19 protein-coding genes are annotated in these 16760 nt (G+C 35.2%); 14 read left to right on the top strand and 5 right to left on the bottom strand.

Annotation, left to right across the window (positions count from 1 at the left end):
- Positions 1–53: 53 nt before the first annotated feature.
- From QM917_RS07200 to ilvD, 3 genes are read right to left on the bottom strand one after another with little or no spacing between them, the layout of a single operon-like run.
- Positions 54–551: a HEPN domain-containing protein gene (locus tag QM917_RS07200; RefSeq protein WP_414285360.1), complete on the bottom strand. Its 498-nt coding sequence runs from the start codon at positions 549–551 to the stop codon at positions 54–56.
- Complete coding sequence (locus tag QM917_RS07195; protein WP_414285359.1) at positions 544–1671, bottom strand: DUF262 domain-containing protein; 1128 nt, start codon at positions 1669–1671, stop codon at positions 544–546. Before QM917_RS07195 ends, QM917_RS07200 begins: the two co-directional genes overlap by 8 nt.
- A 30-nt stretch (positions 1672–1701) precedes the next feature.
- Entirely contained in the window at positions 1702–3405 is a 1704-nt protein-coding gene (gene ilvD / locus QM917_RS07190; RefSeq protein WP_414285358.1) for a dihydroxy-acid dehydratase, read from the bottom strand.
- A gap of 184 nt (positions 3406–3589) precedes the next feature.
- Here ilvD and QM917_RS07185 point away from each other — a divergent pair, with 184 nt between their 5' ends.
- The 5 genes from QM917_RS07185 to QM917_RS07165 all read left to right on the top strand — a co-directional run bounded on the left by QM917_RS07185 (position 3590) and on the right by QM917_RS07165 (position 6372).
- Positions 3590–4597 (top strand): SPFH domain-containing protein, encoded by a 1008-nt coding sequence (locus tag QM917_RS07185; protein WP_414285357.1) that lies wholly within the window; start codon positions 3590–3592, stop codon positions 4595–4597.
- Positions 4598–4599: 2 nt separating this feature from the next.
- Positions 4600–4800 carry a PTS ascorbate transporter subunit IIC gene (locus tag QM917_RS07180; RefSeq protein ID WP_000796543.1) on the top strand — a complete coding sequence of 67 codons (201 nt, stop codon included), beginning with the start codon at positions 4600–4602 and terminating at the stop codon, positions 4798–4800.
- A gap of 148 nt (positions 4801–4948) precedes the next feature.
- Complete coding sequence (gene rpmF / locus QM917_RS07175; protein ID WP_000290417.1) at positions 4949–5131, top strand: 50S ribosomal protein L32; 183 nt, start codon at positions 4949–4951, stop codon at positions 5129–5131.
- Positions 5132–5146: 15 nt separating this feature from the next.
- Positions 5147–5296 (top strand): 50S ribosomal protein L33, encoded by a 150-nt coding sequence (rpmG, locus tag QM917_RS07170; RefSeq protein WP_001265622.1) that lies wholly within the window; start codon positions 5147–5149, stop codon positions 5294–5296.
- A 281-nt stretch (positions 5297–5577) separates the two neighbouring features.
- Positions 5578–6372 carry a hypothetical protein gene (locus QM917_RS07165; RefSeq protein WP_101782261.1) on the top strand — a complete coding sequence of 265 codons (795 nt, stop codon included), beginning with the start codon at positions 5578–5580 and terminating at the stop codon, positions 6370–6372.
- Between the two features lie 149 nt (positions 6373–6521).
- On the opposite strand, the gene QM917_RS07160 is transcribed toward QM917_RS07165, so the two are convergent.
- Positions 6522–6860 (bottom strand): helix-turn-helix domain-containing protein, encoded by a 339-nt coding sequence (locus QM917_RS07160; RefSeq protein ID WP_101782310.1) that lies wholly within the window; start codon positions 6858–6860, stop codon positions 6522–6524.
- Positions 6861–6992: 132 nt separating this feature from the next.
- Here QM917_RS07160 and QM917_RS07155 point away from each other — a divergent pair, with 132 nt between their 5' ends.
- A complete protein-coding gene (locus QM917_RS07155) occupies positions 6993–9605 on the top strand; it encodes an SEC10/PgrA surface exclusion domain-containing protein (RefSeq protein WP_414285356.1) in 2613 nt (870 codons plus the stop codon).
- 157 nt (positions 9606–9762) lie between these two features.
- On the opposite strand, the gene QM917_RS07150 is transcribed toward QM917_RS07155, so the two are convergent.
- Positions 9763–11124, bottom strand: a complete 1362-nt coding sequence (locus QM917_RS07150) for a hypothetical protein (RefSeq protein WP_101782259.1) — start codon at positions 11122–11124, stop codon at positions 9763–9765.
- Between the two features lie 307 nt (positions 11125–11431).
- Here QM917_RS07150 and QM917_RS07145 point away from each other — a divergent pair, with 307 nt between their 5' ends.
- The 8 genes from QM917_RS07145 to QM917_RS07110 form a co-directional block, all read left to right on the top strand.
- The gene (locus QM917_RS07145) at positions 11432–11863 is read left to right on the top strand and encodes a sigma-70 family RNA polymerase sigma factor (protein ID WP_414285355.1); all 432 of its coding nucleotides are present in this window, start codon (positions 11432–11434) and stop codon (positions 11861–11863) included.
- A 132-nt stretch (positions 11864–11995) separates the two neighbouring features.
- A complete protein-coding gene (locus QM917_RS07140) occupies positions 11996–12310 on the top strand; it encodes a hypothetical protein (protein ID WP_414285354.1) in 315 nt (104 codons plus the stop codon).
- A complete protein-coding gene (locus QM917_RS07135) occupies positions 12310–13386 on the top strand; it encodes a cell division protein FtsK (protein WP_414285353.1) in 1077 nt (358 codons plus the stop codon). The genes QM917_RS07140 and QM917_RS07135 overlap by 1 nt, the downstream gene beginning before the upstream one ends.
- Positions 13383–14006, top strand: a complete 624-nt coding sequence (locus tag QM917_RS07130) for a hypothetical protein (protein ID WP_315638825.1) — start codon at positions 13383–13385, stop codon at positions 14004–14006. Before QM917_RS07135 ends, QM917_RS07130 begins: the two co-directional genes overlap by 4 nt.
- 164 nt (positions 14007–14170) lie before the next feature.
- Positions 14171–14752, top strand: a complete 582-nt coding sequence (locus QM917_RS07125; protein WP_101782255.1) for a replication protein — start codon at positions 14171–14173, stop codon at positions 14750–14752.
- The gene (locus QM917_RS07120) at positions 14749–15009 is read left to right on the top strand and encodes a hypothetical protein (RefSeq protein WP_414285352.1); all 261 of its coding nucleotides are present in this window, start codon (positions 14749–14751) and stop codon (positions 15007–15009) included. Before QM917_RS07125 ends, QM917_RS07120 begins: the two co-directional genes overlap by 4 nt.
- 87 nt (positions 15010–15096) lie before the next feature.
- Positions 15097–16362 (top strand): tyrosine-type recombinase/integrase, encoded by a 1266-nt coding sequence (locus tag QM917_RS07115; protein WP_414285351.1) that lies wholly within the window; start codon positions 15097–15099, stop codon positions 16360–16362.
- A gap of 312 nt (positions 16363–16674) precedes the next feature.
- On the top strand, positions 16675–16760 hold an 86-nt coding region (locus QM917_RS07110; protein WP_212750421.1), incomplete at its 3' end, for an IS630 transposase-related protein.

The raw sequence follows: 16760 nt of genomic DNA, 5'->3' as shown, positions 1-16760 counted from the left end.
AATAGAAAATAATTTTTAACGAGAGATAGATTTTATGAATTTGCCGAGATAAGCTATTCAGGTGTGTCAGGCGAATCGTTTATAACTTTTTCCAATGTTTCTAAAATTTTTTTTCCTGATTCGAAATATAATTCAATATTATTAATCGATGAATTTATTGTCCGTCCATGTGCAATATCATTTCTTAGGCTAACTAAACTTTTTAAGTTACCTTTGTCTTGAGAATCTTTCAACAAATCTGAGAACCTTTCTTTTCTTTTGCCATCAAATTGTTCTAGATATTTCTCAATGATACCAGGTGAGGGATTTGCCGAACTATCAATGATATTTTTTGTTAAAAATACTTTAGTTTCATCAATGCAATTTTGAGATAAAAAAGTATTAATCATAGACTTAAAAACTAATTCTATACTACCAGATGCTTTAATTACAGCATAAGCAACTAAGAATTTTACCTTTGAATCAAGTTGATTTTTATTATCTATCCATGTTTTAATATTATTAATTTCCAAATCACAATCATCTAAAATTCTTTTTTCATCTTCATTCATAACTAATCTCAACTCCATATAAAATCATTGCAGCTCTACTTATTCTGTTTTTTATATGATCTGTATTTGTAGTTCTATTAGTTGTTGATTCTTTAAAACTTTCATCTTCTAATAATTCAATATATTTTTCCAATGTAGTTGTTAATTTATCAGAATGTTTTTCACTCACAAAAACACTAGCTGAACATACAGCATCAAAAACTACTGGATTAACTCTTTTCGCCCAAATAATATCTTGGCCTCTTCGTTTTAATGTCCTAAAAACATTTAATCCTATTGTTGTATGTAAAAAGTTAATTGTATTAATGAATATTTCTTTTTTATCATTATATGCTGATTCATTCAAATTTCTATAATCATACATATAATCATTTAAAAATTTACTGAGTATTATTTGATTTTGACGAATTTCATCTCTTGATATAATGTCAGAAAATGCAAAGAATCTTAAAACGAGTTCTACATCAGCCATTCTACTATCTTCTTGGTCTGAACCAAGAATCTTTCTCCATATATCTTCTTTATTTAACTCAAATAAAAGTTTATTAAAATTACCATGATAAACACAGTTTCTAATTTCTTGAGGTTTTAAGGTTCTACCTCCTGTATTAATCCTTTCAAAAATTTGATACATACCAGTATCGTTTTTAGGAACTTTTTGTTCGAAAATTATTGCATGGATAGGGGAAGTGCGTATTCTACGCCTTTGTTCATCTGTTAACTCTGAAAACGCCTTTCCTCGCCATTGAGAATTTATTTCTTTTGTCTTCGCCAATTTAAAAACTTTATTATCCCCAGAAAATATACCATTCATATAATCATACATTGTCATTATTCTCTGGTATCCATCCACAATTAGTCTCTTATCATCTTCTGTTTTGGCTAAAAAAATACTTGGTACAGGTAATCCTAGTAAAACAGAATCTATAAATCTACTTGCTTCCTTTTTTGTCCATACATATTTCCTTTGTAATTCGGGTTTTTCCAAATCTCCATCTTCATACATAGTAACTATTTCTCTATAAGATAAATCTGTTCCAAATGATGTGATGTTAAATAGAGAATCATCCGAATATGACTCGTTTTCACTATCTACAGTATCAATAATGTCTTTGACCACTTCATTCTCCTAATTTTCTATAAAATTACACTATTTTTTACCTGACTTGTCCATATTCCAGAAGTCTGTCACAGCTCCACGAGAAGCCGATGATACGATGTGGGCATATTTACCGAGGACACCACGGCTATAAAGTGGTGGCAAGGTTGTTTCTGCCTTACGTTTTTCAAGTTCTTCTTCGGATACTGCCATAGAAATTTCTTTGGTATCTTGGTCAACCGTAACGATATCGCCTGTACGAAGGTAGGCAATCGGTCCACCATCCTGAGCTTCAGGAGCGATATGTCCAACAACCAGACCATAAGTACCACCAGAGAAACGTCCGTCCGTCAAGAGGGCCACCTTATCTCCTTGACCTTTACCAACGATCATTGATGAAAGTGAAAGCATCTCAGGCATACCAGGACCACCTTTAGGTCCAACGAAACGAACAACGACTACATCGCCATCAACGATTTCATCTGTCAAAACGGCCTGAATCGCATCTTCTTCTGAGTCAAAGACCTTAGCCGGTCCAACGTGACGACGCACTTTCACACCTGATACCTTAGCAACCGCACCGTCAGGAGCAAGGTTCCCGTTCAAGATGATAAGCGGACCATCCGCACGTTTTGGATTTTCAAGTGGCATAATGACTTTTTGCCCTGGTGTCAAATCTGCAAAGTCAGCTAAGTTTTCAGCGACAGTTTTACCAGTACATGTGATACGGTCTCCGTGAAGGAATCCATTTGCCAACAAGTACTTCATAACTGCAGGCACACCACCAACTTCGTAGAGGTCTTGGAAGACATACTGACCAGAAGGTTTCAAATCGGCCAAGTGAGGTACACGTTCTTGGATGGTATTGAAGTCCTCGAGCGACAAGTCAACATTAGCCGCGTGGGCAATGGCGAGCAAGTGAAGAGTGGCATTTGTAGAACCACCTAGAGCCATTGTCACTGTAATGGCATCTTCAAAGGCTTCACGAGTCAAGATATCTGAAGGTTTGATACCAAGTTCAAGCATTTTGACAACTGCACGACCGGCTGCTTCGATGTCTTCTTTCTTATCGGCAGATTCAGCTGGGTGAGATGAAGATCCTGGCAAACTCATACCCAAAACTTCGATAGCAGTAGCCATAGTATTAGCCGTGTACATACCACCGCAACCACCAGGGCCAGGACAGGCATTACATTCGAGACGTTTCACGTCCTCAGCTGTCATATCACCGTGATTCCACTTACCGATTCCTTCAAATACAGAAACCAAGTCGATGTCTTTGCCATCCAGTTTTCCAGGGGCGATCGTACCACCGTAGGCGAAAATAGCAGGGATATCCATATTGGCAATGGCAATCATAGAACCAGGCATATTCTTGTCGCAACCACCGATAGCTACAAAGGCATCGACGTTGTGACCACCCATAGCAGCTTCGATAGAATCCGCGATGATATCACGAGATGTCAAAGAGAAGCGCATACCAGGCGTTCCCATGGCAATCCCATCTGCTACCGTAATGGTTCCAAATTGAACAGGCCAAGCACCAGCAGATTTGACACCTTCTTTTGCAAGCTTACCAAAATCATGCAAGTGAATATTACACGGTGTGTTTTCTGCCCAAGTCGAAATGACCCCCACAATCGGTGTTTCAAAGTCCTTATCTGTCATACCAGTCGCACGAAGCATGGCACGGTTTGGTGATTTAACCATGCTGTCATAAATGCTGCTGCGGTGACGTTTATCTAATTCTGTCATTCAAGTCCCTCCCATTTCAGTTTTTACCATTATAGCACATTTTAAAAGCAATGAACAGAAGAAAATTCTTGAATTTTCAGACAATTCAATACATTGAAATCTTCTTAAAAATGATTGCATATTTTTGTTGACATTTAAAATTAAAGTGATATCATTTAGATATCAAAAACAGGAGGTCATTCTGATGACTGAAAAACTAATCAATTCAAAACCAAATGGTGTAGTAGCGTTGATAATTATCGAGTTGGCACTCGTACTTGGTGTCTTTATATTTATCATGGGTGCTGGTTCAGAAAACATTTTTGGAATTATTCTCGGGCTTTTATTAATCTTAATTTCAGCTCTAGCACATGCTGGTTTAAAAGTTGTCAAACCTCAGGAAGCTCTGGTTTTGACCCTCTTTGGTAACTATACAGGTACCATTAAAGAACCAGGTTTTTACTTTGTAAATCCTTTTAGCATAGCGGTCAATCCTGCAATTCACACTCGACTCGGACAAAGTGGCGATGTTAGCACAAAATCTCCTTTTTCAGGAATGAAATCATCAAATGGCAATGATGTAAACATTGAAATTGGCAAGAAACAGATTTCTCTCAAAGTTATGACCTTGAGTAATTCTCGTCAAAAGATTAACGATTGCTTAGGGAACCCTGTGGAAATCGGAATCGCGGTAACTTGGAGAGTTGTCGATACAGCCAAAGCAGTCTTCAACGTAGATAACTACAAAGAATATCTCTCATTGCAGTGTGATAGCGCCCTTCGTAATATTGTCCGCATTTATCCTTACGATGTGTCTCCGAATGTGGATACTACAGGTGATGGGCAAGCGGATGAAGGAAGCCTCCGTGGTTCTAGTGAGATTGTAGCTAAACGTATTCGTGAAGAAATTCAAAGTCGTGTAGAGGATGCTGGCTTGGAAATCCTTGAAGCACGTATTACTTACCTAGCTTATGCACCGGAAATTGCTGCCGTCATGCTTCAACGTCAACAAGCATCAGCTATTATCGATGCACGTAAGATGATTGTAGACGGCGCTGTTGGAATGGTTGAAATGGCACTGGAACGTCTAAATGAAGGAGAGTTGGTTGAACTAGATGAAGAGCGTAAAGCTGCCATGGTTTCAAATCTCCTAGTCGTTCTCTGTGGCAATCATGATGCACAACCAATTGTCAATACAGGAAGCCTTTATTAGAAATGGCAGAAGCTAAAAAGAAGCAAATCCCCCTTCGACTCTCGAATAAGTTATATGCTGCACTCGCATCATGGGCAGAAGATGACTTCCGATCAGTTAACGGGCAAATTGAATATCTTCTCACCGAATGCGTCAAACAACGGAAAAAAGACGGAAAATACGTCTCAGAAACCATTGATGAACCATTCGAGATTGATATTTAGTCTATTTTCCTATCCAGAAAATTGGATAGGAAAATTTTTTTATCTTTTTTTGTCAAGTAACTTTACTTTACAAAAAAGTTTTGATATACTATTAAAGTTGATGAAAATCAAACCTAACTGAATTTATATCTTAAAAGGAGAAATCAAAATGGCAGTACCTGCACGTCGCACTTCAAAAGCGAAGAAAAACAAACGTCGTACACACTACAAAGTAACAGCTCCATCTGTAAACTTTGACGAAACTACTGGAGATTACTCACGTTCTCACCGTGTATCACTTAAAGGATACTACAAAGGACGTAAGATCGCTAAAGCTGCATCAGCTGAATAATAGAAGGGAGATACCATGCGCGTAAATATTACACTTGAACACAAAGAATCTGGTGAACGCTTGTACCTTACTTCTAAAAACAAACGTAACACTCCAGACCGTCTTCAATTGAAGAAATACTCACCAAAACTTCGCAAACACGTTGTGTTTACAGAAGTTAAATAGTGGGTCATTACGTTTCAGTAGAAACGAAAAAGCCTTGATTTAACGCGATTCTTGAATTTTCAAATTTCAATGTATTGCAATAAAAATCAACCGAATGACTACATTTTTGACTACATTTTTTGTGAAATAAATTAGATGTTCGGATATATAGAAAACGCTCTAGTCATATTGTCTAGAGCGTTTTTGTGTTGTTTAAGAAAATTAGATGTTGCTTTTAGAAAACTACACATTTCAGATTTTTTTAAACAAAATTTAATTGTTGATAACTAGAAAGGATTATTATGTTTACAAAAAATAAATTTCAATACTGTATATACGATCATGAGAGACTAGAACTTCATGAGCTACAAAAGGAATATCAAAATGATAAAGCTGGGACAAAACTTAAGTATGAAAACCAATTATTTTGTCCTGGTTGTTGCAAAGTGGATTTAGTGATAAACGAGAAAAAAGGGAAAATCTATTTATCAAGCCATCCTAAATCACCTCATGGTGACGGATGTGAATATGCTTTGGAATCTGCTTCGAAACTGGAACTGAAAGATTACTATGAGAAAATTGATGCAGACTTAGCTGAGCAACTCTTAAATCGTATTTTAGAAGAGAAGACTACTAGAGCAGTCCAGCCAGTTAACGCCAACTCTCCGAAAGATAAGAACGAAATTTCCGATGTAAAATTTGTTTTAGAGAATAAGGTAGGCGTCAGAAAATATTTACCTCGCAGATCCCTTCTCCTAAATGAATTAGAAGTATCTGACCATCTGACTATGTACTATGGAGAGTGTAAGGCATTTTTAGGAAAGACTGATAAAAAGTACTATCTACGAATGTTTCAAAACAATGATCATGCAAAGTACATCTGCAATTTAGTAATTCCTGAAAGAGTGTATAGATATTTGGAAGATGAATTAAGATTTATCCCACAATCAGAAGATTTAAGTTTTAAACATTCAAGAGCCAATGCAGTTCCTGTAAAGTTAGCCTTTGTCTCTACCATGAACAAAAAACAAGAATATTATAATGGATACTTGAGCTTTTCAAAATTACTTAGAGTAAAAGGCATTAAAAAATATTAATTTAACGAGATTGATCCGCACCCTCTAAATCGTATGTAAAAATAAAAGGTAGAACAAAAGTAGAAAATTTTTAATGAATTTTTGAAGAAATTTGTTAAAATAAGAAAGACTGTAAAATAAAACCCAACCAAAATTTATTTTGGCTGGGTTTATTTGATATTCTTTACAATCTCATTAAATGAAGATATAATTTTTCCTTGCTTATCTTTGGGTAATTTTGTTAAGTTTTCAAAAAGTACTTCTGAAGAATCTTCTCGATCTGATTCAAATGATTGTAGGTTGAAGAACTCCTCGACCGTTAGATTTAGGGCTTTGATTACGGATTCAAGAGTTTTTATCTTAAAATCATACTTCATGTTCTCTATATTTTGAATCGCTTTAACACCTAGGCCAGCGATTTCAGATAATTTTTCTTGACTTAATCCCTGTGCTTTTCTACACTCACGTATGCGAAAAGCGATATGCTTTTGTAATTTATTATATTTCATGTTATCTACCATTTTACTATCTGTTTTCTCTAAAAATAAGTATAATAAACTATCCAAAAACGATAAAAGTATGGTAAAATAGTACTATAGTTTAATAAAATGCATAGGGCATTGTACAAAAGGAGTTTATAAATGTCAAAAGCTACGGAAAATAGTCATAGTACTGCTAAAAAATTGTATACGGGTACGGTTATTTCTGCCATCGCAGCAACTGCAAGTCTTGTCGGCACAATCGGAACTGCTCACGCAGATACAGTAGAGGTTCCATTGCCTACAACTGCTCAAACCGAACCAGCTTTGGTAGAGAAAGAAGCGCCTAAGAAAACTGAAGTGAAAGTTCCTACTAAGGAAGTCACTAAAGAACAAGTTGACGTGGCTAAGGATAAACTTGATAAATCTACCCAAGCAGTAGAAGATGCACAAGCCAAGAAAAGCCAAGCGCAGACTGAAAAAGACCAAGCGCAGACTGAAGTAGGTAATACTCAATCTGAAGTAGATAATGCTCAACAAGCCAAGGATAAAGCGACTCCAGAAAACATTGAAAAGCAAAATCAAGAAGTTACTGGTGCTGAAAAAGGTAAAACTGACGCAGAAAACCAAGAGAAGAATGCTGAAAAAGACCTTAACAAAGCAAAAGAAGTTGTCGCAGACCAAGAACATGTAGTTCATAAGTCTGAGAAAAAAGTAGCGGATGCTTTAAATGAGGTTAAAGATGCTCAGAATGATGTAGATAATGCCCAAGCTATTTTGGACGGTACAGGTCAAGCGAAAGTTGTCGAAGAAAAGGAAAATGCTGAGGCTTTCCAAAAACAAGCACAGGCACAGTTGACGAATGCAGAGGAGGTCTTGGAACAAGCTAAGTCAGACGACAAGAATCTTGCAGATGCAATTTCAAGCGTCCAAAACGAGTTGACAGAAGCTAGTAAGGTAGTAGTAAGCACAGAATCTAAGTTGACTGATGCTACTAATAAAGCTGACCAGACACAAACTGCTCTTGAAAAAGCACAGGATACCTTTACTGTGGCTGAAGCTAGCTATAAGTCTATTAACACTTTCCAAGTTACTGATGAATATGTTAACGCCTTGAAATCCTATGTAAATAATCCTCATGACATTTTGAATGAACGTGATAAGTGGAAAGAACATAGAGAGAAAGTAGAGTCTATCTTAAAATCGGTCAACCAAGAAAATTTGGATTTGAATAAATTCAAAGGAAATGTCACTGATAAAGCTATCAGTGTTGATGCTAATAACTTGACAACCGAACAAATGACAGAACTTTCTCTATTTGCGAGCGATCTACTTAACCAAATCCGTGAGCGTTTTGGAACACCTAAGACTGTTGTAACAAAAGGTATGGTTCAAGTTGCTGACGAAGTGACTGACGGTTACGTAGCTGATGATTGGGGATTCGGAAAAGGTCACGATAACAAAGCAGTAAACAACGTGGCTCGTAAATATGGATTGCCTACTTATGAGGATGATACTCAACAATACCTTGAAAACTTAAACAGTGTCAATAGTGGTGATGAAATTCATACCATGTATGATGCTAAAAAATGGGTTTATGAAAGTATTTCTGACTTGCTATTTAATGGTTGGGAGTGGATGCACGCTCAAAACCTAACAGGTGTATCTTCTGTTCGAGGTGCTACTAAAGAATATTTTGCTTTAGATATTTCTAAGAGTCTAGGACGTACAAGCGCACACTTCATATCAGTTTTTGATAATCAAGTTACTGGAAACAAGTTGGATAAGACTGAAGTACCTAACAATAATACAGCAGAAAGTATTGTAAAAGCCTATAATGTTGCAAATTCTGCCTTATTAAATGCTCAGACTGTAAACTCTCAGGCACAACGTGAAAAAACAAGTGCTTCGCTTGCGAATATCAAGGCTAAAGGGGAGCAGGAGACAATTCAAAAACGATTGGATTCTCTTAAAGCTACACCTTTGAAAACACCAACTGCTCAAAGCAATCTTGAAAAAGCGCAAGATATCTTTGCTAATGCTAATACGCGCCTTAAAAACGCTAAAAAGGCACTAGATGCTCTAACTGCTGATGTGAAACTGAAACAAGATAATCTTGCTAAAGCTAAGGAAGTCCTTGCTCAAAAAGAGCGTAATCTTACTAATGCTAAGAACAACCTAGCAACTGAACAAGATAAATTGCTTAAACTTAAACAACTAGTACAGATTGCTGAAAACAATCTTGAACTTGCTAAAGAAAAAGTAGCACTAGCTAATAAGACGCTTGAACAAGCCAAGGCTGACCTTGAAAACTTGCTCAATGCAGAACCTAACTTAGCTAAAGCTAAGGAAGTCCTTGCTCAAAAAGAAACTACTCTTAAAGAGAAAGTGACTGCTTTGAAAGAGGCAGAAGCGAACCTTGACAAGTTGTTGAAAGAACAGAAAATCGACCAAGAGGCTTATGATAAACTCTTCGCCTTATATAGCGCGCAGGTAGAAGCTAAGCGTTTAGCTGACCTTGAAGCGCAAAAGAAAGCGATCCTTGAATCAGGTAACACACCTATTGAAGTCTATGATGAAACTGGAAAACTTGTATCTTACCAAGTTAAACCTAAGACTGTTTCTCAATCACCTGCGTCCTATAATGGTGCATTAAATAAGAAACAGGATAAATCATTGCCAAATACAGGTGAAAAATCAAGTGTTCTTGGATTGATTGGAGTTTCAATTATTAGTGTATTAGGTTTATCAGTAAATAAGCGAAAAAATAAATAAAAATAGTAAAGTAGTTCTAATCGTAAAATCGGTAAAACTCAGATATGTCATTTTAGCATTTCGTAAAATTAAAGTGGACGCCTGTCCACTTTTTTTTGCACCCTAAATAATTTCGATAGTCTGTGATGAAAAAATAAATAATAGGTTTGACTTAATATTATTTCTTATTTCTTGCTCGACTTTTTTCAATTTTTTCCCATAATTTCCTTTCTCTTATCGCAGCCCAGCTATTTGGATGCTTTTTTATATACATCTTTTCATTTAGGATTTGAAACTCAGAATTAAATTTAATTCTTTCCTCAATTAGTGACCTTAAACCATCAAGATCTCCATTTTGAAAATAATCAAGTATTTCCTTTCCTTTTTGATATTTTTTAATATATCCAAGAGCATTTCCACCCCAGTGATCATCATTCTCATGTCTACACTGATATACTATTAATTCTTCTAAAAGGTCATCTATCTTATTTATTACTCTAGTTGTATGAAGTAATTCTGTCTGTTCATCATGAAATTCATCTTTTTTATTTTTATCTTCAAGTGTTGACAAAAAATTATCTTCCCACGGGAAAGCTCGAAGCTTCAAATCTTCCAACACTCCACCATCAATCATATTTTTCTGCTCTTCTTGCATTGTTTTTTTTATAAATATAATTGATTCTAAGTTCTGATATTCAAAACTTTTGTGTTCATTTACAAACTGTTTGAATTTTTCTTTTAACACTTTGTTATAAAATTCTGTTAATGCGCATTCTATTTTAATAAGTCGATTCTGTCCTTCAAATTCAACAGGGAAGTTCTCGTTATAAAATTCTATAAAATGCTTGATTTCTAGCGAAAAGGACTTATAATTTTCCCAGTCTATTGCCCAGTCGCCTGTTCCAAAATATAAGCGTTCAGTTGCTCTAAAAATTCCAGTCATTAGAAGTTCCCAATTATCTCTAATGAGGATTTGGTAAATTTTTTTCACATCGTTTATATTCATTTTCATTCTTTCAAATAGTATATTCAATGGTATGTATCCTAAAACTATTCTCCATAAATTTTCATCGTATTCTTCGTAAAGAATATCTAAAATTAAAGCCGTTGGAAAAAATGTTTGCAGAATATTTTGTTCGCTATAATTGCCAAAAAAAATTTCATCATATGATTTATACATCATATTTCTTGCTCGAAATTTAATCGTTTCATCATTATTTAATCCTTCAGCAGAGTCGTAGGGGCTAAATTTACAATTATTGTAAATATCTATAAGTGTAGTAGGAGTAAATAGATGAGGATTTTTTTTATTTATTTTTCCCTTTCGAATTTGTCCTATTAGTGGGGGGTTGCTAGGGCAAATTTCTCTATTAGATAACATATGATATTTTGGTTTTGTCTTAATTTTATTATTGCCATATTTCCAATAATGTTCGTTGTTGCCATATTCTTTGCGTTCGTTGTTAATTGCATGGATTTTACAATCAAGTCTTATCGATGCTAATTCTATTAAAAATTTTTTTGTATTTTTGAATTCCATTTTTTCTCCAAAAAACGTGGTATTTTTCAAGCAAAATCTGTTGCATTTAACCATAATTATACCATGATTTTATATATATAATATTGATTAGAAGTTATTAAACTTCAAAAAACTTACAGTCCTATCTGATGCGCATCAAATAGACGGATTGAAACAAATATGACGATATGATGATAACGATCATATCTTGCATAAAATTGTTTTTACCGTTTGTTTGGTGTGCTTTTTACCATATTTCGATACTCAATTTATGCTCATATATGTTTCTTTCAACCTATTCCATTGGGCTGTTAGAAGAGAGGCATGTATGTCTAAAGTGGAACAACGTCGTAGTCGTAAACTTATTGAAGCTGTTGAAAATAATAACTGGGAAACAGTAACACGCTTATTAGCACAACCATTTAATAACCTCGAACGTAAAGAACGTCATTATGGAGTAATAAGTCTCAATTTAACTATTTCGAATGATGGAAAAGATACAGAAATCTTGGATTTATATTCAGATAATACATATAACCCTATTGAACAATTGCTTATCAAAGAACGTAATGAATTTCTTATAAATGCACTATCTAAACTATCAAAAGATGATCTACAAATCTTTTTGGAAATCACACTAAATGGAACTTCTGCGTTACAATTGACTAAAGAAACTTCTTTCAAAAGTCATAAAACAATTAAAAAGCGCTATGAGAATATTTTAAAATTTTTAAAGGAGGAATTAGAAAAATATTTTTAAAAAAAATTAGCAGGAATTACCAATTTCCTGTTTTTTTCTCCTTATAGATAAGGAGGTGGTTCCTATGATTGTTTAATGCAAGAAATCGAAGAATACAACTGGAGTACGATAAATAAGAAAGAGGTAAATCACATGAAAACAAAAAATCGTAAGAACGGCTATTCAGCCAATACAGCTAAACAATATGTTGATCAAAAACAAGCAATCCACTGCTTGAGTACTGAATTTGAAGCGCAAATCAAATTTGAAGATGGTCAACCGACTGGAGAAATCATCGGTCACAAGGCTTGGTTCTCACAAAAAGGATTGCCGCCTTTTCAAGTGAAATTCGAATCTGAAGTTGCTCTTCCGTCTTATCTAGCGATGGTTGACTTTGATGGATTAGAAGCCTGCGAAGTAGGCTACAATGTCTATTTCCGTGCTAACAATATTAAAGAGGTCAAATAATGACTACTAAGGAACTTGCACAATACTTGCTTCAAGCCCTGAACATGGGACTTGGTAGCATTATGCAGGGAGAAACTAGTTTTACGAACAGCTATCACGTGGAGATTATGAAAGATGGGTTTCTATTTATTCCACGATTACCAGCTGGCTATATCATTGACGATGAACTCTATCAGAAGATTTTTCTGATTGCTAATGCAGCTCTCTTTCCAAGATACACGGTATTAAAACAGAACTCAGCTTACTTTCTTGCCCTTGAAACGGATGATATACATGTACAACGAGGCTTGTTTTTTCCCTGGAAAGAAGGAATTTCTGAAAGACTTGTAATTTCAGATTTAGATCAATTTGCGTTGGAACGAGAAAAAAATATTATTCCGATCATGAAAAATTTAACTCTGGATTTTAATAAAGTAACTTCTGTAGCTATCGCAGGAAATAGTGGATCTGGAAAATCTTATGCTTTGACGTACTTTTTAAGCTTGCTGAAAAATTTTTCGGATTTAATTATTGTGGATCCAAAATTTGATACACCTTCCAGGTGGGCACGTGAAAATGGTATTTCAATTATCCACCCTAAACGTAATCGTTCAAAGTCTGATTTTGTTTCAGAGATAAATGAAAATCTAAGCTCATGTTTGAATCTTATCCAAGTACGTCAAGAAATTCTCTATGACAATCCTGATCAAGAGTTTAAGCATTTAACTATTGTAATAGACGAAGTTCTCGCGCTTTCAGAAGGTGTCAATAAAACGATAAAAGAGTCTTTCTTTTCACTCTTATCACAAGTTGCACTTCTCGGGCGAGCGACCAGAGTGCATCTTTTATTAGTTAGTCAGCGTTTTGATCACAATACAATCCCTATTTCTGTTCGAGAACAACTGAATGTACTTATTCAAATTGGGAACATTAATAAGAAGACAACACAATTTCTGTTCCCAGATTTGGATCCAGAGGGGATAGTCATTCCAATTGGAAAGGGTACAGGCTTGATCCAAATCATTGATAATGAGCATCCTTATCAAGTTCTTCCCTTGTTATGTCCAACTTATTACACTAAGAAAGGTATTTTATGAATGACAAAAAGAATTTCTTTCAGAGAACTTTTAATTTTACAGTAACGTTACTTATATATGGTTTGTTTTTCTTTTGTTTGACAATTGGTCTCAGATTGCTACAGAATTTAATGGCAAATGCTCAAAGTACATACTTATCTCATCTGTTTGAGATGATGAATCAATGGGCTAGTAAAGGTGAATACTATACAAAAACCCTAGCAATTTTATTGCCGTTAATCGCCTTATTTTTAATCATAATTGAGTTGGTTCTACGCGCTATTTATGACAAGCCGGCTAATTATTTTAGATCCGCTTATCAAACGATTCGCCTCATTCAGTTTTTGAGACAAGATGAGAATTCTCAACTAGCATTTTCAATTGATAACTCTTCTACTGTGACAAGATTCAATCCTATTTTAAGGAAATTTAATAGAGCAACATCTAAGTGTGTTGTTGATGTAAGAAATGATTCTGTGACGATTTTGATTAAGTATCCGAAAACCCAGCAGTCTCAGAAATTACTAAGAGAAATGGAAAACTATATCAAAGAAGAAATTTCTAGTCGCAATCCAGAATATTATTTTTCTGCACCAAACCGGCGAGGTAATAAGCTTTGGTTTAAATCTACAAAAAGATAATAAATTGGCAGTGCTTGGTTCACGTAGTGAAGACCAGAAGTACTGCCTTGTCATGAAATCTAATTGGCAGATACACTGGGGCTACTACGACCCCCAGTGTATCAATAATCAATAATCACATGAATTGCAAACAATTTGAAAATGCTAGTTGAAGGGAGGTAGTCATGGCTAAAGATAAACGTTCGAATAAGTGGGCATTCCTGATTTATCAAGAAAGCGCGCCGGAAAACTATCTTGATATTCTAGAGGGGATGCATATTCCATTTGTATTAAGTCCATGGCACGACAAAGATGTTAACAAAGAAACTGGAGAATTTAAAAAAGCGCATAAGCACGGAGTCCTATTTTTCGAATCACTTAAAAGCTATACGCAGGTTTCAGAGTTACTAACTGAAAAACTACATACACCTTCTCATGTAGAGGTAGTCATGTCACCAAAGGGAATGTATGATTATTTCATACACGCAGAGAATCCTGACAAAACACTTTACAATATGGATGAGATTGAATCTGGTTGTGGTTTTGAATTGGAGCAATTTCTAATCACTAACAATAACGATCAATTTCTTTCAACTGTGATTGATATTATCGAAGAACACAACTTTACTGAGTTTAACAATCTTGTTAGATATGCACGAGTTGAGAATCCGTCACTTTTGAATCTCATTATTGATAAGACGTACTTTTTCGCAAAATATCTGGATTCTCGTAGACACTCAAGCCATAGAAAGGAGAGTGAAAAATGACGAATAATGAACTTATAAAATTGAATCAAATCGAACAGATTTTGAATTGTTTGCTTGCTTTGATGCAGAAACAGGAAAATGCTCAGAATCATGCAAGTATACTTACTCAGAAAGAACTGCTTTCTATTCTTCATATTTCTCCCAATACTTTAAAAACTTGGGAAATGACAGGGCTAAAAAGATTAGAACCACCGATTGAGGGGACTAGAACCGTTTTTTACAAAATGGAGGATGTGCTGAACTATTTAACTCCCTAATTATAAAATTGTGCTAAAATAGTAATATCACATGAAATATGTGAGGTTGTTATTTTAGCCTTTTATATCCGAACGTGAAAGGCTACTATGCAGAAAGAAACTATCATTCACAACAATCGAAAAGTCATTAAAACTACCAAGAGTAGCGGAACTATTAGCTATACGCAACGTGGTGTATATATTGGTGTAGATGTTAAAACTGGTAAAAAAGTTACATCATCTATAACTGCTAAAACTCTAAAAAGTCTTGATAGGAAAATCATTCAAGCTCGACTTGAATTTGAAGCGAAGGGTTCAACTTTAAAAGAGACTTTGTTGATTAATAACTTCGAGGAGTTAGCTGAAGCCTGGTTTGTCAGTTTTGTAACTTGGGTCACTTCTCAGAATACGATTAACCGAGTCCGAAGCTATCTTGATACCTACATCATCCCTAAGTTTGGAGAATATAGGCCTGAAGAGATAAAATCTGCAGATATTCAGATTTGGGTTAATAAATTAGCTCAACAATCTAAAAAGTCTGTTGAATCAGGTGTTAAAAAATCCAAAAAGGGACACGCAAAAGATTTCGGTGCAGTTATCTATAAACTCAGTGATATTTTCGATTATGGGATTACGAATTTCGAACTTTCTCATAATCCAGCTCGGACAGTAAAAATCCCTCCAAAACCAAAGGTGGTAAAGGAGAGAATTATGGTATTGCACGGAGAGGATTTGGGCACTTGGCTGAACTATCTTGATACTCTTCCTGACACACGAGCTAATCGAAGATTTAAAGTTATCTGCGATACGCTGTTAGCTTCTGCGCTTCGAATCAATGAACTTCTTGCTTTATCAATCCATGATCTTGATTTTGATTCTAATGAAATCATCGTTAACAAGACGCTGATGTGGAAAGTTGGAAATAAGAAACTTGGGATTAAGGGTGAGATTGTTTGTAAGAACAGTGCCAAAACTGATTCTGGTAACAGAAGAGTTGCAGTCCCGAGAGAAGTCTTAGATGACTTGAAAGCTTTTCATGCTGAGATGAGTGATTACTTTGTGAGTCATGATTTACCAACTGTGGATCTAATTTTTCCGACAATTTACGGGAACTATATGTGTGACAGAAATGAACGTGCAACGCTTAAAAAGCGTTTGACTGAGCTGGGACTACCAAACTATGGTTTCCACCTTTTCCGCCATACACATGCTTCTTTGATGCTGAATGCTGGTGCAAACTGGAAAGAACTCCAGATAAGAATGGGGCATAAGTCGATTAAAACGACAATGGATACTTATGCTGAATTAGCGCCGAAAAAGAAGGCAGAAGCAGTTGAAATCTACCTCAAAGAAATTGCGAAATTGACGGCATAGCAAAATGACTACATTTATGACTACATTTTCTATAGAACAATCTAAAAACGTTGATATAACGGCGTTTAAAGAGTGCTAAAATAACATTCACAACCTTTACAGAAGTTAAGTAAGCATTCAATACGAATCAATACATATAAAAACGCTGATTTCAAGCGTTTTTTCTTTTTGCCAAATGCGATATGTTGCACTGTATTTCAATTCAAACTCTACCTTTTTCACTACCTTTTTTAGATAAATATATCATTTAGATATTGAAATTAAGCCCTGCTATAGTCACTTAGTTTATAAAATACATGTTATAATAAAGCCATGGCATATAGTACAGATTTTAAACAACGAGCATTAGATTACATCAAAGAGGGACACAGCCATGTCGAGGCGGCCAAAGTTTTTGA

Origin of the sequence: Streptococcus infantis (genome assembly GCF_047460685.1) — a bacterium.
GTDB classification, from domain to species: Bacteria; Bacillota; Bacilli; order Lactobacillales; family Streptococcaceae; genus Streptococcus; species Streptococcus infantis_AD.
Note: the sequence above shows the minus strand (reverse complement) of the source record. Positions and strands in the feature narration are given on the sequence as shown.